Source organism: Pseudomonas sp. MTM4 (assembly GCF_019355055.1).
In the GTDB taxonomy this organism is placed as follows: domain Bacteria; phylum Pseudomonadota; class Gammaproteobacteria; order Pseudomonadales; family Pseudomonadaceae; genus Stutzerimonas.
The window spans coordinates 1,192,692-1,208,545 of the sequence record NZ_CP048411.1 but is presented as its reverse complement, the minus strand read 5'-3'; the positions used below and the strand labels follow the sequence as shown (position 1 = coordinate 1,208,545).

Annotated in this window: 13 protein-coding genes; 3 read left to right on the top strand and 10 right to left on the bottom strand. The window is 55.9% G+C overall.

Annotation, left to right across the window (positions count from 1 at the left end; translation table 11 throughout):
• Window positions 1–9: 9 nt before the first annotated feature.
• From GYM54_RS05425 to GYM54_RS05380, 10 genes are all read right to left on the bottom strand, one after another.
• Window positions 10–1,098, bottom strand: a complete 1,089-nt coding sequence (locus GYM54_RS05425) for a polysaccharide biosynthesis/export family protein (RefSeq protein ID WP_181101359.1) — start codon at window positions 1,096–1,098, stop codon at window positions 10–12.
• Window positions 1,099–1,641: 543 nt separating this feature from the next.
• Window positions 1,642–2,556, bottom strand: coding sequence for a GDP-mannose 4,6-dehydratase (locus GYM54_RS05420; RefSeq protein WP_131650432.1), 915 nt, complete (start codon window positions 2,554–2,556; stop codon window positions 1,642–1,644).
• Between the two features lie 300 nt (window positions 2,557–2,856).
• Window positions 2,857–3,888, bottom strand: coding sequence for a GDP-mannose 4,6-dehydratase (gene gmd / locus GYM54_RS05415; protein ID WP_131650433.1), 1,032 nt, complete (start codon window positions 3,886–3,888; stop codon window positions 2,857–2,859).
• Between the two features lie 151 nt (window positions 3,889–4,039).
• Window positions 4,040–4,801 carry a WecB/TagA/CpsF family glycosyltransferase gene (locus GYM54_RS05410; protein ID WP_131650434.1) on the bottom strand — a complete coding sequence of 254 codons (762 nt, stop codon included), beginning with the start codon at window positions 4,799–4,801 and terminating at the stop codon, window positions 4,040–4,042.
• Entirely contained in the window at window positions 4,791–5,675 is an 885-nt protein-coding gene (locus GYM54_RS05405; protein WP_197445725.1) for a glycosyltransferase family 2 protein, read from the bottom strand. The genes GYM54_RS05410 and GYM54_RS05405 overlap by 11 nt, the downstream gene beginning before the upstream one ends.
• The gene (locus tag GYM54_RS05400) at window positions 5,635–6,891 is read right to left on the bottom strand and encodes a hypothetical protein (protein WP_197445726.1); all 1,257 of its coding nucleotides are present in this window, start codon (window positions 6,889–6,891) and stop codon (window positions 5,635–5,637) included. Before GYM54_RS05400 ends, GYM54_RS05405 begins: the two co-directional genes overlap by 41 nt.
• Window positions 6,892–7,149: 258 nt before the next feature.
• Window positions 7,150–8,217 carry a glycoside hydrolase family 5 protein gene (locus tag GYM54_RS05395; protein ID WP_197445727.1) on the bottom strand — a complete coding sequence of 356 codons (1,068 nt, stop codon included), beginning with the start codon at window positions 8,215–8,217 and terminating at the stop codon, window positions 7,150–7,152.
• A 171-nt stretch (window positions 8,218–8,388) separates the two neighbouring features.
• Window positions 8,389–10,602 carry a polysaccharide biosynthesis tyrosine autokinase gene (locus GYM54_RS05390; protein ID WP_131650438.1) on the bottom strand — a complete coding sequence of 738 codons (2,214 nt, stop codon included), beginning with the start codon at window positions 10,600–10,602 and terminating at the stop codon, window positions 8,389–8,391.
• A gap of 15 nt (window positions 10,603–10,617) precedes the next feature.
• A complete protein-coding gene (locus tag GYM54_RS05385) occupies window positions 10,618–11,055 on the bottom strand; it encodes a low molecular weight protein-tyrosine-phosphatase (protein WP_131650439.1) in 438 nt (145 codons plus the stop codon).
• Window positions 11,056–11,212: 157 nt separating this feature from the next.
• Complete coding sequence (locus tag GYM54_RS05380) at window positions 11,213–12,649, bottom strand: undecaprenyl-phosphate glucose phosphotransferase (protein ID WP_131650440.1); 1,437 nt, start codon at window positions 12,647–12,649, stop codon at window positions 11,213–11,215.
• A gap of 372 nt (window positions 12,650–13,021) precedes the next feature.
• On the opposite strand from GYM54_RS05380, the gene yegS reads away from it, so the two are divergent.
• From yegS to GYM54_RS05365, 3 genes are all read left to right on the top strand, one after another.
• A complete protein-coding gene (gene yegS, locus GYM54_RS05375; RefSeq protein ID WP_197445728.1) occupies window positions 13,022–13,951 on the top strand; it encodes a lipid kinase YegS in 930 nt (309 codons plus the stop codon).
• Window positions 13,952–14,063: 112 nt separating this feature from the next.
• On the top strand, window positions 14,064–14,996 hold the full coding sequence (locus tag GYM54_RS05370; protein ID WP_197445729.1) for a chemotaxis protein CheV: 933 nt from the start codon (window positions 14,064–14,066) through the stop codon (window positions 14,994–14,996).
• 26 nt (window positions 14,997–15,022) lie between these two features.
• Complete coding sequence (locus GYM54_RS05365) at window positions 15,023–15,826, top strand: MOSC domain-containing protein (RefSeq protein WP_197445730.1); 804 nt, start codon at window positions 15,023–15,025, stop codon at window positions 15,824–15,826.
• Window positions 15,827–15,854: the final 28 nt, after the last annotated feature.

Below are 15,854 nucleotides of genomic sequence, written 5' to 3'. Positions count from 1 at the left end.
GTCACGTCATTAACGGTTGAACGCTGCGCCAGTCCCAACGACCGATGCTGATCCCAGCAGCTGGGTGATGAAGCGGTTCCAACGAGTGATACCGGCCGGACCGACGAATACCACGTCCTGTGGCTGGAGCGGGAAGCTCTTGGCCAAGGCAAAGGCGGTTGGCGATTCGGCGTTCAGCTGGAAGACCTTGGCTTGCTCGGTGGCGATGTTTTCCGCGCCGCGGATGACATATACCGCTTCGCCGTCTGCGGTTTCCTGACGGATACCGCCAGCAGTACCGATGGCATCCATCAGGTTGTAGCTCGTTGTCTTGAAGCTGAGAGCCTGCGGTTGAGTAACTTCACCCAACACGTAAATCTTCTTCTGATCGTTGTAAGGCAGGTGCAGCTGGTCGCCGTCCTTCAGATAGACCTGATGCAACCAAGAATCCGGGCGGTTCAGGTCGTCGAGGTTCAGCAGGTACTCACGGCCGTCGCGCTTGAGCATCAGGCTGGACAGATCTGCGTTCTCGGTGTCGACGCTCGCCTGGCCGATCGCCTGGACGATGGTCATCGGCGCGGTGGTGACCGGAACTTCACCGGCGGTGTTGAATGCGCCCGAGAGCACGATGCGCTGGCTGCCGTAGCGCAGCAGGCTGACGTCGACCTGTGGGCTGTCAATGTAATTGGCGAGGCGGCGTGCGATTTCGGACCGCAGTTCTTCGATGGTGCGGCCCGCAGCATTGACGTTGCCAATGTAAGGGTAGAAGAGAGTGCCATCCGGACGAACCAGGCGACCGTTGGCATCGAGCTGCTGCTGCGGGCCGGACGGCGCGGTCAGTTCAGGGTGATCCCATACGGTGATGTAGAGAAGGTCGTTGGCGCCGATGCGATATGCCTCGGGTTTGAAGTCGAGCAGCTCTTGCTTGCTGGACGTGCCCCTGTCGGAAGACAGTTCGCCCTTGAGAATGTCAGGCGTGATGCGAATGAGCTGTACCGTACCGTCTTCCGATTTTGCGCCATCCTTGAACTCATCTGGATCAAGGTATTGGCCGGGCGAAAACACACATCCTTGGAGCGCCAGCACGGAAGAGAAAGCGAGAGCAAATAATGGTTTCATGGTTCTTCATCCTTGACGGAATAGTTGTTTTTACGAAGTGAAACTGCGGGATTCACTTTTTGCTTAAGGAGCGAGCGAAAATTGATTCGTCTGCCATTTGTCGGCGGTGATTTCCTCGAAAAATGCATAACAACGAATTCAATAACAGCTTCTCTCGGTGTCGTTACCGCAAAGCTCTTGGTGTAATTCCTCGACTCCAAAGTGAGACTTTTCGGATGAGCCAGTGATAGGTTCCGCTTAACCGCTAGCGCATCATCAGGCCGAGAAAACAGACGCTTTGCCGCTCACAGTAGCCATAGACCGCTCCGTTTACGCGGGGTTCAAGACAATGCGCATAAATGAAGCGCTGACAAAAAGAGAGGCGTAGCGCACGGCATTGGAACCTGTCTAGAACAGGCCCATCATCAATTGGACAGAGCTGCTGCTGATTCTGTGCGTATGCATATCGGTGCCAATGGCGGTTATGAATCGCACCTGCGTCGTTCAGTAGGCGTCGAGCACTAGCGTAGCTGGCAGGTGTTTCTCTGTGTTTTGCAGCAGGTATTAATCAGCAGTGGGGTATTCGATCATCCAGCGTAGCGTGTCTTTTAATTCAAGCTGGGGCAGATCGCCGATAAGTGAGTCCAGTTTGGCTCTGCTGCCGAACAGGTTCTTCACGTCAGCACTACGTACGAAGGCTGGATTGACTCTGACGTCCAAGAGGTGACCGGAGATGGCCGCCGCCTGTTCCAGAACATATTGAAGCGTATACGCAGAACCTGAGCAGATATTGACGGTTTCGCCAATCGCGGCAGGCGTTTCGAGCAGTCGCCGATAGGCTTGTACGACCTGGCGAACATCACAGAAATCGCGCGCGATATCCAGGTTGCCCAGTTCGATGACCTCGGCTCGGCGACGTATGTGCGCGACTATTTTTGGGATGAGAAATTGTTCAGCCTGGCCGACTCCGGTGTAATTGAATGGCCGGCTGATAATCAACGGCAAACGACCGCGATAGAGCCCGGCGAGGAACTCCATCGCTGCCTTGCTCACCGCGTAATCATTGGCTGGAGCAAAGGGGGCGGATTCGGGCAGAACACCCTCGGTAGCGTTTCCGTAGACATTGGCACTGCTGGCAAGGAGTACGCCTTCAAGATTCGTTGCTGAGGTGCGCAGCGCTTCGAGTAAGTGACGAGTGCCGAGCAGATTGGCGTTGTAGATTGCGTCCGCATCGGTATGCGCGACGAAAGAGACTGCTGCCAGATGCACGACATAGGTCGGGCGTATCTCCATCAGCAAGGTTCGCAGCGTCTCGTCATCGTTCAGCGAGCAGCAGTGGATGGCTGAAACAGCCGTAGGCAGCTCGCCCACGGGTTGGCGATAGCTGAGGCCGTGGACCTCGTAGCCCTGGGCTGCGAGCTCTTCTGCCATATAGCGGCCGGTAAAACCGGTGACGCCCGTAATCAGCACTTTGCGCATGATCTTTCCGGGATGAATTCCAAGTTCTGCAGAGCGCTTTATCCCTGTATAGAGGTGGGATGTTGCGTCCCGATTACGGTTGATCGAGTGACCACACGACTGCTGTCGAACTGTGCTGTGCGGGTGGTTGCTCGGTAAGAACCACAATCGATTTATATGCCGCCTGTATTGACGGGTGGCTGGTTGGGAAGTGAATGCACAGGGCAGCTCGGTTGCCCTGTGCAGTTTGCCGGACCGAACATTCTCGTATTGCCGCTTACGGCTTCCGACATAGCTTCCCGTCAACCGGGTCGAATCACTTCAGAATGAAAAGCCTTGCTGATTGCGGCGCATGTCAGCGTCGACCATCATGCGGCACAGTTGCTCCAGCGAAGTTTTGGGCTCCCAACCCAGTACATCCTTGGCCTTCTGAGGATCGCCGATCAGCAGGTCCACTTCCGCAGGACGATAGAACTTCGGATTCACCCGCATGACAACTTTGCCGGTCGCCATGTCGATCGCCTGTTCTTGCTCGCCGGCACCTTCCCACTGAAGTTCGACGTCCACTGCCTTGAAAGCCAGCGTCACGAAGTCGCGTACGGTTTCGGTGCGGTTGGTTGCCAGTACGAAAACGTCTGGCTCGTCGGCCTGCAGCATGCGCCACATACCCTCGACATATTCTTTGGCATAGCCCCAATCACGTTTCGCGTCGATGTTGCCCAGTTCGAGGACATCCAGCTGGCCGAGTTTGATTTTGGCCACCGAGTCGGTGATTTTCCGCGTCACGAATTCACGGCCCCGTAGAGGCGACTCATGATTGAACAGGATGCCGCTGCAGCCAAAAATGCCGTACGACTCCCGGTAGTTGATGGTCATCCAATGTGCATAAAGCTTGGCAACACCATAGGGACTACGGGGGTAGAACGGGGTCGTTTCCGCTTGGGGAATGGCCTGGACCTTACCGAACATTTCGGAAGTCGACGCCTGGTAATAACGAATCTTCGGATTAACGATACGAATCGCTTCCAGCAGGTTCACTGCGCCTGCGCCGGTGATGTCCAGTGTCGTCAACGGCTGCTCGAAGGACACACCGACGAAGCTCTGTGCGGCGAGGTTGTAGACCTCGGTTGCGCCAGTGCTCTCCAGCAGCCGAATGCTGGAGGACAGGTCGGTAAGGTCGTATTCGACGAGATGCAGATTAGGGTGCTTGTCGATGCCCAACTCTTCGATTCGCCAGAAGTTCACCGAGCTGGTGCGGCGAAATGTGCCGTATACGGTATAGCCTTTTTCCAGCAGAAGCTCTGCCAGATAGGCGCCGTCTTGCCCTGTGATACCGGTGATAATCGCTTTCATTGTCTTCCCTGTATGAGGTTAGGTTTAAAGTGCATTCGCTTCGCTCTGCCTGTCGCATAGCGCTGGGAAAGTAGCGAAGCGTTATTAGATAGGCCTGTTTCCGGTTGCCTTAACAGTCACCGTGACCGAAATAGTCCAACGCCAAGCTCAATCAAGACTGCTGTTTCGCAGGACTGCCTTTTTGTCTGGAATTTTTCTCACGTAAATAAGCAGGCACGATATACATCGCGTCGATCAAATAGCGCTTGGCCAGCCGGCGAGGCTCCAAACACATGCGATGGAGCCATTCGAGTTTGTACTCACGCATCCATTTAGGAGCTCGCTTGATGGTGCCTGTGGCGAACGAAATGGAGGCGCCAATACAAAAGCCCATGCCTGAACGCTCATGCGATTGAGTCGCCGCGGCCAGGACCTCGCCGCGAGGCGTACCGACCGCATAGAGAACCAGGTCCGATGGGTTTTCACGCACGAACTGCAGGCAACGCTGCACTTCTTCCGGTTTTTTGATGAAGCCCATCGGCGGGTTGTAGTGATAAAGCTCGATGCCGGGATAAATCGCTCGAAGTTTGTCGGCTTCGGATTGCAGCGAGCCGATCAGAACCACGCGCAGGCGATCCTTGTCTGCCCACTTGAGCAGATCCAGCGTCAGGTCGCTGCCAGGAATGGCTTCGTCGAGGTGTACGCCCAGGCGGTCGAGCAGCGATAGGAGAATGCGACTATCACAAAGCCTCCAGCGTGCCTTGGCGTAAGCATCCCGTAGCTCTGCGTCATGCTCCAACTGAACGAGGTGGTCAACGTTCGGCGTTACCACAAACGAATAGGGCTGCTTGATGCCCTCGCGGATGCAGGACAATAAAGCTTTCTTATTGCCGGAATAGAAGTCTATTCCGAACGCATTAGTATCACTTGACACTCATTGCTACTCCCTTGAAGGCGCCCTTGATACCCGACCAGGCGAGGGTGGGGTTCCTGTATTCCTTGATCGTCGTAACGGCCGAAAGAAGAAACGCGGAAACCACCGCGAACATCGAACCATAGAAGCGCTTGTTGAATCGTGTGGCAGCGCGGTTGCGGTAATAGTGATAGAACGCCGAACGGTTACCTAGACTGAGTGACCCGTAATGAAACAGACGGCTTTCGGGGATGACTTGTATGGACACTCCAAAGCGCCTGGCGCGGTACTGCCAATCCACTTCTTCGAAATACATGAAGTAATCTTCGTCCATCAGCCCGATTTCTTCCGTCAGCGGAGCTGAAAATGCCAGGCTGCAACCCATTATGTAATCCGGGTCGTGATGAAGATTCTGCTGTTGCAGTGTCTCGATGCTCTGGTTTTTGCCCAGTAGGCGAGCCTTGCCGAGGATCGGATACAGTTTTCCGCCGCCATAACATTCCAGACGCCCGGTGTCGGCGCTCAAGACTAGCGAACCAACGAATTGGCGGTCGTTGCGCTGCAGTGCTTCGAGAAGAGGCGAGAAGGCATCGCTCTCGACATAGGTGTCATTGTTGACGACCCAGAAATGCGTCGGTTGCAGGTTCTTCATCGCCCAGCGAAGGCCATAGTTATTGCCGCCGGCGTACCCGTTGTTCTCAGGGTTGCAGAGCAGCGTCACCTGTGGGTAAGCCTTTTCATCCAGCCACTGCTGAAAAGCAAGCGCCGAGCCATCCTGCGAGTCATTGTCGACAATGACGATATGGTCGATGGTCGAGCAATGAGCGAGCAGGCTTTCAGCGCAGCTGATGGTTTCAGTAGCAGCTTTGTAGTTGAGAATAAGTGCGACGTTCATGAACTCGTTCCTTGCTGCGTAGATGGCGTGCTCTCAGAGCGTGAATAACGAAAAGCATGCAAATAACTGGCTGCACATATTCGAACAAACCGTTTAGCGGCCATATCACGAAAAACGCAAGCATTACCGAATAGGTGAATTCCATCTCCGTGTTGATGTTCCGGGCGATACGCTGATAAATGAACAGCGTCAGCGGAACCACCAGAAAGGTAAGAAAACCGAAGCGGAACAGTGTGCCAATAATTCCAATGTCGGAGAGAAAGAAATGCTCGCCGAAATAGGGAATGAACCCGTCCTGCCACATGAGCGATAGTGAACCGCTTGGGAGCCAGCTGACCAGTTCCAGATGGTTGAACACAGATGCGATCGTGTGAGGGCGCACGCCGTCTTCCACGTTGCCATCCAGGCTGCTTCCATAGAACTCCATGTTCAATCCGAGAATTTCGAGTAATTCTGGATAGAAATAGAATGGCGATAGCAGAACGCAGAGCGAGGCCGCCCAGGCGACAGCTTTGACCCTCAATGAAAAAAGGGTAAACGCCAGGCACAGAACGATAAGTTGGCGAGTTTGCGTGGCGAACACCAAGGTGAGTAGTAGGATCGCAGCGATGATCAAATAGAAAATTTTCTGGCGTTGTTCACCGTTGATTGGTGACTTTCCTTTCGCCCAAATTTGAATGCAGTAGAAATAGGCAAAGCAAATCAAGAAGGGGCCGATCGAGGAGCGATCCGGGCGATCCCAAGACGTTTGCTCTTCGCGTAAATCAGGCACCAGTCCGAATTTGAAGCACCAGGACAAAAATACTGCAATGAGCGCGGCAAAGATGATCGCGCGCTCGAACTGAAGAGTGCTGATGTGCTTGGTAAGCAATAACAGGGGCACGAACCCGAATGTGAACAACATTCGGCGTTCCTCGATCAGGCCGTAGGCGATCGGTTGGCCGAAGGTAAAAAATGAAAATATTGCAGGCAGCACGGTAAATACGAAAACGCTGTAAAACGCGTAGTACATGAGAATGCGGAATTCTCTGGAGGCATCTTCCGTGCTGGCAAGAATCAAGAGAAACGCTACACCCAAGCAAGCCGCCAGGTAGGCTTCGTTGAGAAATTTGAAGCCAAGTGGGTTATGCGTACTGTCGCCGAATACAGAAAAATGCAGAACGAGCGCCAGGATAGTCAGTGGCAAATAAAAGAATTTTGAGCTGATGCTTGTCATCACCTGAGTCCTTAGGTGCGTTTCCATTATCCAGATAACTACGCCGCAACAAACTCAAGCTTTTAACATTGCGATGTTGATGCCTTTATGACGCGGATTACACCCGCATGGCATCGGTTACCAAACGCTTTCGATAAGCAGAGGGTCATCAAGTTCCCTTGGATTAGCTCCGCTGTGCTCGGTCGAAGCGTTTGACAACCGTGCTAGCGGTTGTGTTGCGTAGAAATCTCAGGTTTCGCCAAATTTTTATGACGGAGCTCACGTCCTGTCAGCCGGCGTTGGCCCGTATTCGGTGCAGTTGTTAGCGATGTTCTTCTGCAGGATCGCCATTTGAGGTCGGTCCTTGCCGTCGATGGGCTCAACTGCCAGAACATATTTGCCCCAGCCCGGTCCGCCTGCCCAATAAGCGCTTGGCATGCAGTTCTCGTTGAGATAGGCGAGCATATTGTCCATGGCGACGAGCATCGAATCGGAGTGGCCAGGAACGCCATATTCGCCCAGAAAGCCCTTCAGGTTGTTTTCTTTCAGCCACTCTACGAAGGGGCGGGCACGCTCGACGCCCAGCATGGGGTCAACGGTTTCGTCGTTCGCGTAGCGTCCTGAGAAATCTTTGTCTAAATAGAGGTGGGCTTCGTAAATGATCTTGTTCGCCGGATCATCGATCAGAAAATCCTCGTTGACCTTGCGCCAATGGAACGAGCTCGCCCAGCGGTCGCCTTCAACGAATATCAAGGTTTTCATGTCGACCTGGCGAATTGCATTGACTGCCGCCTGGGCCGCCGCAGGCCACAAACCATCGGTCGAATGAGGCTCGTTCATGATGTCGTAGCCCAAAAGGGCGGGGTGATCCTTGAACTCTTCCGCGAGCTTGCGCCAGACGTTGGCGTACGCTTCGTATGGCACTTCGGGTGAGCCAATCAGCTTGCCCTTGTATCGAGCGTAGTTGTGCATATCCAGAATGATTTTCTGGTCATGCTGCGCGGCAAAGTCAAGCGTTCTTTTCAGTAAGCGTATCTGATCAAAGTTGACGCCTTTATTCAGGTCGTGTTGTACGCGTTCCCAAATGAAGGGGAAGCGGATCAGGCGAATGTTCTTGTCTGCGTAATACTTGAAATACTTCTTCTCGGGATAAAAGTAGTTTGTGCCAACCTTCCCCGGTGTTATATGCGGTGCGAAATTGGCACCGGACATATTGATGCCGACCAAGTCGATACCTGCGCGTTCAGTGCTGGGCTGAGCTTGGACAAGGGACACGCAACCGACCAGGGATAGGCCAGCAATCAAACGTATCGCACCGAGCAAAGACGAGAGAGAGCGACGTTCCATATTTTTGAACTCCAATGAGCATGTAGCGAATGACTGTCCTTAGATCGCACGGCGTAACGATCAACGAAGGGACGCTGCCAAGTAAGCAACGGTTCGAATGCGTGCAGGCGATTGGACGGAGCTGTTCGAGCGCCCGATGCATATACTCATCGGGCATCGGGCGCTCATCGCTTATTTGCTGTGTTGGTATTCGTACTGGTAGTAGCCGTAATCGCTGTAATTGGACACTTTGCGGATGACGGCATTGAAGATCACGCCTTTGACCATCAAGCCGTTCTGTTCGAGGCGGCGCTTGGCAAATTCGATTTCCTTGACTCCGTTCAGGCCATAACGGGTCACCATCAGAGTCGTGCCGGCCTGGCTACCAACCAGCGCAGCGTCGGTGACGGCGAGAATCGGCGGCGTATCGAAAATCACCAGATCGTACATGCCGCTGATTTCCTTGACGAAGCGAGAGAAGTTCTCGTGCATCAACAGCTCGGAAGGGTTCGGCGGTAACTGACCATGAGTGATCACGTGAAGGTTGTTGAGTTGGGTCTTCTGGATCGCATCGAACAGCGTGACACGGCCGGACAAAATGTCCGAAAGGCCTTTCTCACCCTGGCAACGCATGACTTTGTGCAAGTAGCCCTTGCGCATATCCGCGTCGACCAACAGCACTTTCTTGCCGGACTGTGCAATCACCGCCGACAGGTTACTGGTGACGAACGACTTACCGACTCCCGGGCTAGGACCGGTAATCATCAGAATGTTGTTCTTGGCCTCGATCATGGCGAAGTGCAGGCTGGTGCGCAGGCTGCGCATGGCTTCGGTGGCCAGATCAGCCGGGTCGTTGATCGTCAGCAGATAAGACGCGCTGCTCTTGTCACGCTTGAAGTTGACCAGACGCTTTTCCAGCAGTCCCTGCTTTTCGCTGAAGGGAATCGCCGCGTACACCGGGATGCCGACACGCTCGATTTCTTCTGGGTTTTCCACGCCCCGCTTGAGCGCTTCGCGAACATAGACGAAGGCGATCGCGAGGATACCGCCGAGCAGAATCGCGGCAATGACGATCAATGGCTTGTTCGGCTTGATCGGCTGATCGATGTCAGCAGCGGCGTGGTCGACGATGCGCACGTTGCCAACGGTACCTGCACGAATGATGTCCAGCTCCTGCGTTTTGTTCAGCAGCATCGAATAGGTTTCGGACGAAACCTCGACATCGCGGTTCAGACGCAGCAGTTCTTGCTGGGTCGAGGGCAGGGTGCCGATTTGCTTTTCAAGTTCGGCCTTCTGCGCCTGGAGTTGGTTGGTCTGGTTAATCAGCGCCTGGAAGTTAGGGTGCTGACGGGTAAAGCGACGTTCCATCTCGGTGCGCTTGAGGTTCTGCTCGGAAATCTGCTTCTCGAGGTCAACGATGCGATCGAGCACCGACTGGGTTTCCGCTGAGATGTCCACCGAGCGATTACCGGTCTGGAACTTGTTCAACGCAGTTTGAGCGGCGTCGAGCTTCTTGCGAACTTCCGGCACTTGCTCGCTCAGGAACTCCAGACTCTGTGTTGCTTCGGCCGCGTTGCGCGCGATGTTCTGGTCTACGTAGCGCTGGGCCACTTCTTCCAGTACTCGAACGGCTTTCTCCGGATCGGCGTCCTCGAGCGTCACGTTGAGGATGCCTGATTGCTTGCCGCGCTCACCGGCCGACAGACGATTCTGATAGTCCTCGGTGGTGGCATAAGTGCGGTTTTTGATCACGCTGAAAGTAGTGCCCGGTCGTGCGTTCAGCTCCGCTACGGTAATGCCGTATTCCGGCGTTTCCATGGGCTCGCCAACTACGCCTTGTACAACCACTTCACCGTCGGTGTCGCGCAGGATGAAACCGTTGTTCTCTGCGGCTTCCAGCGTCAGCTCTTCGCCATGCATGTTGTCCGGAACGATCAGCCGAGTGACGCGTAGCGACTCGCCGCCCCAGGCGTATGATTCGAACCCTTCCGGGTACCAGCCAAGCTCACCTTCCTCGGTGGGTTCGAAGCCGCGGAATATATAGCCACCGAACACCGGGAAGTGGTGAGGCTCGATGATGATATCGAGGTTCAGTGCTTCGACCGCGCCACCGACAACGGTGCGTGACTTGAGCAGCGCTATCTCGGTCTGCGCGGGCGAGACTGCCGGAGCGGCGCCCACCACATCGGTAAGACTGGGAAGTCCACCTTTCGGTTGGATCTGGATCATCGCGCTGGCGAGATAGATCGGCGTGGCAAGCAGCGCATAGGCGATACCCAGCGCCGCGAAGAAGCCGGTTATGGTGAGGATGAGAGCCCGGTTGTTGAGCAAGGTGTCAAAGAGGTGGGCCAGATCAATATCCTTCTCCTCTTTGGTTTCGTAGATAGGACGGGGCATGGTGGTCATTGAAGTTCCTTCTTCTTATTTCAGGTAAGGAAGCCAGCTTTCGACGGACTGCGTCAGAAGGCTGTGAACGTGCTCGAATGCGGGTTTGGATTGACGAAAGGGATCCGGGATTTCCATACCGTCTAGCCATTTACCCATCAGGAAGGTTTTGCCATGTACTTCGGGGGCTATCTGGCGAATGTGCTGGATGTGGCTCTGCTCCATGGCGAGGATGAGGTCCGCCTGGTGCAACATCTCACTATCAACCTGCCGAGCACGGTGGGACAGGTGTTCCAGTCCGTGATCGTGAAGCACCTCATGTGCGGTCTTATCCATTGGGTTGCCTACTAATGCGCCTATGCCTGCCGAGCTGATCGTCAGGTTTCTTCCCTGCAGTTTGTGTATCAGCAGCGCTTCGGCCGCTGGGCTTCTGCAGATGTTGCCGACACAGATGATCAAGATGTTCTGGAACATGTCGCTTAGCCTCGCAGCCCTGAATTCATGGGCGGTTGGGCGTACGCATCACAGAACGCAAATCTGATATTGCCTCGCTTCATTAGTTCAATCTTCCTGCTGTGCTCGCGCATGAAATATGGCTGATTGCCGTGATGGGCTGTTCTGCCGCGCGCAGTCAGTAGACGTCCCTGTTGAACACTAGGGCGGGAATGGTCCGGGCGAGAATGTAGATGTCGAACCAGACCGACCAACGCTCGATGTAATCGAGGTCGAACTCGACGCGTTTTTCGATCTTTTCGAGCGTGTCGGTCTCGCCGCGATAGCCATTGATCTGCGCCCAGCCGGTGATACCTGGCTTGACCCGATGGCGAGCGGAATATTCCGAGACGGCCTCTTCAAACAGTACGCCGGCGGCCTTGGTCGCAGTGGCGTGCGGGCGAGGGCCGACCATGGACATGCTGCCCAGAAAAACGTTGAGCAGCTGTGGCAGTTCGTCGAGGCTGGTCTTTCGAATGAATCGGCCCACGCGGGTGATGCGGTCGTCGTTACGCGTCGTCTGGCGTTCGGCGTTGGCGTCCGATTTGGCGTGGTACATCGAGCGGAACTTGAACACTTCGATCAGACGATTGTTGTAGCCGTAGCGCTTTTGCTTGAACAGCACCGGGCCGGGCGAGTCCAGCTTAATCGCCAGTGCCAGCAACAGCATTACGGGTGCTGCGGCCAGCAGGGCCAAGCTGGAGAGGATGATGTCCTCGATGCGCTTGAACATTGGCGACCAACCACGCAGCGGCAGGTCGGAGGCGATCAGTGTGGGCAGGCCACCAACCTCGGTAATGCGCTTGTTGGCATGGCGGAAGGCGACCATGTCGGGCACTAGCAGCACGTTGACCGGCAGCTTGCGCAATTCGTTGATCACCTGACCGATGCGGCTGTCGGCGAACCAGGGCAGGGCGACCAGCACCTGAGTGACCTTTTCCTCACGGATCATCTGCTCCAGATCACGCGTATTGCCCAGAAGCGGCAGGTCGGCGAGCGTCTTGGGCAAGCGCTCCAGGCGGTCATCAATGAAGCCGAGCACGCCAGTACGGATGTCACGGTGATGAGCAAGGTATTCGGCAACGCGCACGCCGTTGTCGGTACCGCCGAGAATCACAGCATTCTGTAGATAGACGCCCTTAGCCATCAGGCGGCGGAACAGTGCGAGCATCATCAGGCGCTCGGCGCCGAACAGGATGATGCTGGTGACGAACCAGAACGTCAGGTGCTTGGCTTCTAGATAGCTGAACATGCCCAAACCTTGGTGCATGAAGATCAGCAGGCTGAACGCTGCGGCCCAGGCGACCAGCATGGTGCGGAAGCGGAGCAGGGTGCTGAACACTTCCTCACTGTAGATGCCGACCGATTGGAAGATGACCACACTGATTACGCCGAAGAACATCAGGAAGGTGCTGAAGGTGCCACCGCCCGCCGGCAGGTCGAGCGGCAGAAAAAGCAGCAGCAGAACGCCCGGCAACACAGCGGTCAGCCCGTGGATCAGGCGAACGCTGGCAAGGAAGTAATCGACGAAACTGGGGTGGGCGTATTCAAGGGTCCCAACGGACTGTAAGCGCATACAAGGCTCCTTCCTTCGGCTATTACTAGCTCTCAATACTCGTTTTGATCGCCGCGATCCGCGGTTCTGATGGCAGGCCGCTATCGCAACCTTCACCTGGACAACTGCTCCGACCGCCTCCAACGAAATGAGTTCATCAAACGGGTGCAAACCGCCAAAGAAACGCCAAGGATTAAATTAGTACGATAACCAATTGATTAATAACAAATAAATATAGATAAACCATCCGCTCTAGATGGTTTTTTACGGTTGCTTCTGACCGATGGTCGTCTCTTTTTCCGATTCGGCTTAAGCCTTACGATTTCCGCTGCGTCACAACTTTCCAGTTCTGCCACGTGTCTTATTTGCGGTTACCGATCTGGAAGCGAAAGCATGAATGAACTTAAGGCGCTGCTCGTGCTTCACGGCAAGCAGGGACTCAACGAGCAGGTGCGTGCGGCTGTCAAAGAATGGCGCGAGCTAGGACACGAACTGGCCGTGCGGGTGACGTGGGAAGCCGGCGACTCGGCTCGGCTGGTGCGCGAGGCGCTCGCCGCAGGTTATCGAACGGTGATCGCCGGTGGAGGCGATGGCACGGTGCGTGAAGTAGCTCAGGCGCTGCTCGACAGCAGTTCCGATGCGAGCATGGCCGTGCTGCCGCTCGGGACCGCCAATGATTTTGCCCAGGCTGCCGAGATTCCAATCGCACCCTTCGATGCGTTGACGTTGCTCGACCGTAATCCGGTGTCGATAGACGTCGGCGAGATGAACGGTATCCCTTTCATCAACATGGCGACCGGTGGCTTCGGCTCCAAGGTGACCGCCAGCACCTCGGAAGAGCTTAAAAGGGTGCTGGGCGGCGGTGCCTATCTACTGACCGGCCTATCGCGCTTCAACGAGCTGCACGCTGCGTGGGGGCGCTTCGTTGGGCCCGACTTTGCGTGGGAAGGCGACTTCCTCGCGCTAGGCATCGGTAACGGGCGTCAGTCCGGCGGAGGGCAACAGCTCTGTCCGCAAGCGTCCATTGATGACGGCTTGCTGGATATTTGTATCGTTCCGGCGCCCGCCGATACGGTGGGTACCCTAGGCACGCTGCTGAGCGGTGGACTGCTGGGGATCGACACCGTTTCGGTAACCGCCCGTGTGCCGTGGCTCGAAGTCGAGGCACCGAAGGAGATAGCCATCAATCTCGACGGCGAGCCTTTCACGGCCGAGCGCATGCGTTTCACAGTCAAGCGTCGGGCGCTGCGTCTGCATCTTCCAGCGGATAGTCCGCTGCTGCGTGAGGAGCCGTTGCTTCGAAACGATAACGAGGCCACTTGATAGCACCGTACTGGCAAGGCACTGACTAACCGTCGGATGGCGACAAATACAGATAAAGCGCGGAAACTTGCGGCCGATAGCCTCCTAACCCTTATCAAGCAAGGAGCCCGCAATGGCCGGCATTCTCGAGTCAGTCGATCAACGCACCCGTCTGGTGGGGCAGAATCGTCTGGAAATTCTCATGTTTCGGCTTTCCGGCCGCCAGCAATTCGCTATCAACGTGTTTAAGGTGCAGGAGGTCGTACAGCTACCGAAGATGACGCTCATGCCGCATCGCCACGGTTCCGTATGCGGTGTCGTTAACTTGCGTGGACAGACGTTGCCTGTGATCGATCTGTCGCGTGCCATAGGTCTGCGTCCATTGGTGCCGGATGAGCGCAGTACCATCATCGTGACCGAGTACAACCGCTCGATTCAGGCGTTTTTGGTCGGTGGCGTGGAGCGCATTCTCAACCTCAACTGGGAAGAAGTATTGCCGCCGCCTACCACGGCCGGGCGTCAGCATTACCTGACGGCTATCACCAAGGTTGACGACCGACTGGTCGAAGTCATCGATGTGGAAAAGGTGCTCGCTGAAATTGTCCCCTACAACACCAGCATTTCACCGGAGCGCTTGGCCGATCCGCTGCTCGATCGTGCCAGGGGCCGTGAAGTGCTCTGTGTCGATGATTCGACCGTGGCGCTGGCGCAGCTGCGTGAGACGCTGACTCAGCTTGGCATCACCGTACATACCGCCAGCGACGGCATGAAGGGCTTGAACAAGCTCAAAGCCTGGGCCGATGCCGGGGAAATACTCACCGATCGTCTGCTGATGGTGTTTACCGATGCGGAAATGCCGGAAATGGACGGCTACCGGCTCACCACCGAAATCCGTAATGACCCGCGCCTGCGCGATCTGCATGTGGTGCTGCATACCTCGCTTTCAGGCAGCTTCAACCTGGCAATGGTGCAGAAAGTCGGGTGCGACAACTTTCTTTCCAAGTTCCAGCCGGAGAAACTGGTGGACGTTATCCGCGAGCGTCTGTTGCTTGACGAGCCTCGCTGATCCGCTCATCTGATCGAGGCACCAAAATGCATCTTTGCGCGTTGTATCGCTTTCCACTCAAATCCGGCTCGGCTGAATCGCTTGAAGAGGGAGGCTGCGACGCGCTCGGCCTGATCGGCGATCGGCGCTGGATGGTCGTCGATGCCGCAACCGGGAAATTCCTGACGCAGCGCGTACTGCCGCGGATGGCGTTGCTCAAAGCGCGATGGCAGGGCGAAACGGCGCTGCTCCTGAGCGCCGCCGGCATGGATGATCTACTGGTGGCGGTTCCCGCTTCGGACAGCGCTGTGCGAGGTGTGCTGATCTGGCGCGAAAGCTTACGCGCGCCTGATGCCGGTGACGCCGTTGCGGCATGGCTGACGCGCCTGCTCGGTCGCCCGTGCAGGCTGGTGTATCTGCCCGCCGAGCAAGGCATCCAGATCGACCAAGGTTACGCCCAGCCCGGCGAGCGGACAGCGTTCACCGATGGGTTTCCGTTTCTGCTGATTGGTCAGCGATCACTCGACGACCTTTCGGCCCGTGTGGGGCAGCCCCTCGAAATAACGCGGTTTCGGCCGAATCTGGTCATCGCCGATGCGGCACCTTATGCCGAGGATGGTTGGCGCCGAATCCGCATCGGCGGCATGCAGTTTCGCGTGGTCAAACCTTGCTCACGCTGCATCATCCCCACCATCGATCCGCTCAGTGCCGAGCACAGTCCGACACGCGAGCCCTTGGCCACATTGCTTGGTTACCGCAAGGGCGAGGGCGGCGTGTTTTTCGGCCAGAATCTGATCGCCGAGGGTACGGGTGTGCTGCAGGTGGGTATGTCGGTAGAAGTACTGGAATAGCCCCGTTGCCGCTCGCGACCGGCGAGTA

Coding starts and splice junctions, on each gene's coding strand:
- GYM54_RS05425 (WP_181101359.1), bottom strand. CDS start 1,098: ATGAAACCATTATTTGCTCTCGCTTTCTCTTCCGTGCTGGCGCTCCAA.
- GYM54_RS05420 (WP_131650432.1), bottom strand. CDS start 2,556: ATGCGCAAAGTGCTGATTACGGGCGTCACCGGTTTTACCGGCCGCTAT.
- gmd (WP_131650433.1), bottom strand. CDS start 3,888: ATGAAAGCGATTATCACCGGTATCACAGGGCAAGACGGCGCCTATCTG.
- GYM54_RS05405 (WP_197445725.1), bottom strand. CDS start 5,675: ATGAACGTCGCACTTATTCTCAACTACAAAGCTGCTACTGAAACCATC.
- GYM54_RS05400 (WP_197445726.1), bottom strand. CDS start 6,891: ATGACAAGCATCAGCTCAAAATTCTTTTATTTGCCACTGACTATCCTG.
- GYM54_RS05395 (WP_197445727.1), bottom strand. CDS start 8,217: ATGGAACGTCGCTCTCTCTCGTCTTTGCTCGGTGCGATACGTTTGATT.
- GYM54_RS05390 (WP_131650438.1), bottom strand. CDS start 10,602: ATGACCACCATGCCCCGTCCTATCTACGAAACCAAAGAGGAGAAGGAT.
- GYM54_RS05385 (WP_131650439.1), bottom strand. CDS start 11,055: ATGTTCCAGAACATCTTGATCATCTGTGTCGGCAACATCTGCAGAAGC.
- GYM54_RS05380 (WP_131650440.1), bottom strand. CDS start 12,649: ATGCGCTTACAGTCCGTTGGGACCCTTGAATACGCCCACCCCAGTTTC.
- yegS (WP_197445728.1), top strand. CDS start 13,022: ATGAATGAACTTAAGGCGCTGCTCGTGCTTCACGGCAAGCAGGGACTC.
- GYM54_RS05370 (WP_197445729.1), top strand. CDS start 14,064: ATGGCCGGCATTCTCGAGTCAGTCGATCAACGCACCCGTCTGGTGGGG.
- GYM54_RS05365 (WP_197445730.1), top strand. CDS start 15,023: ATGCATCTTTGCGCGTTGTATCGCTTTCCACTCAAATCCGGCTCGGCT.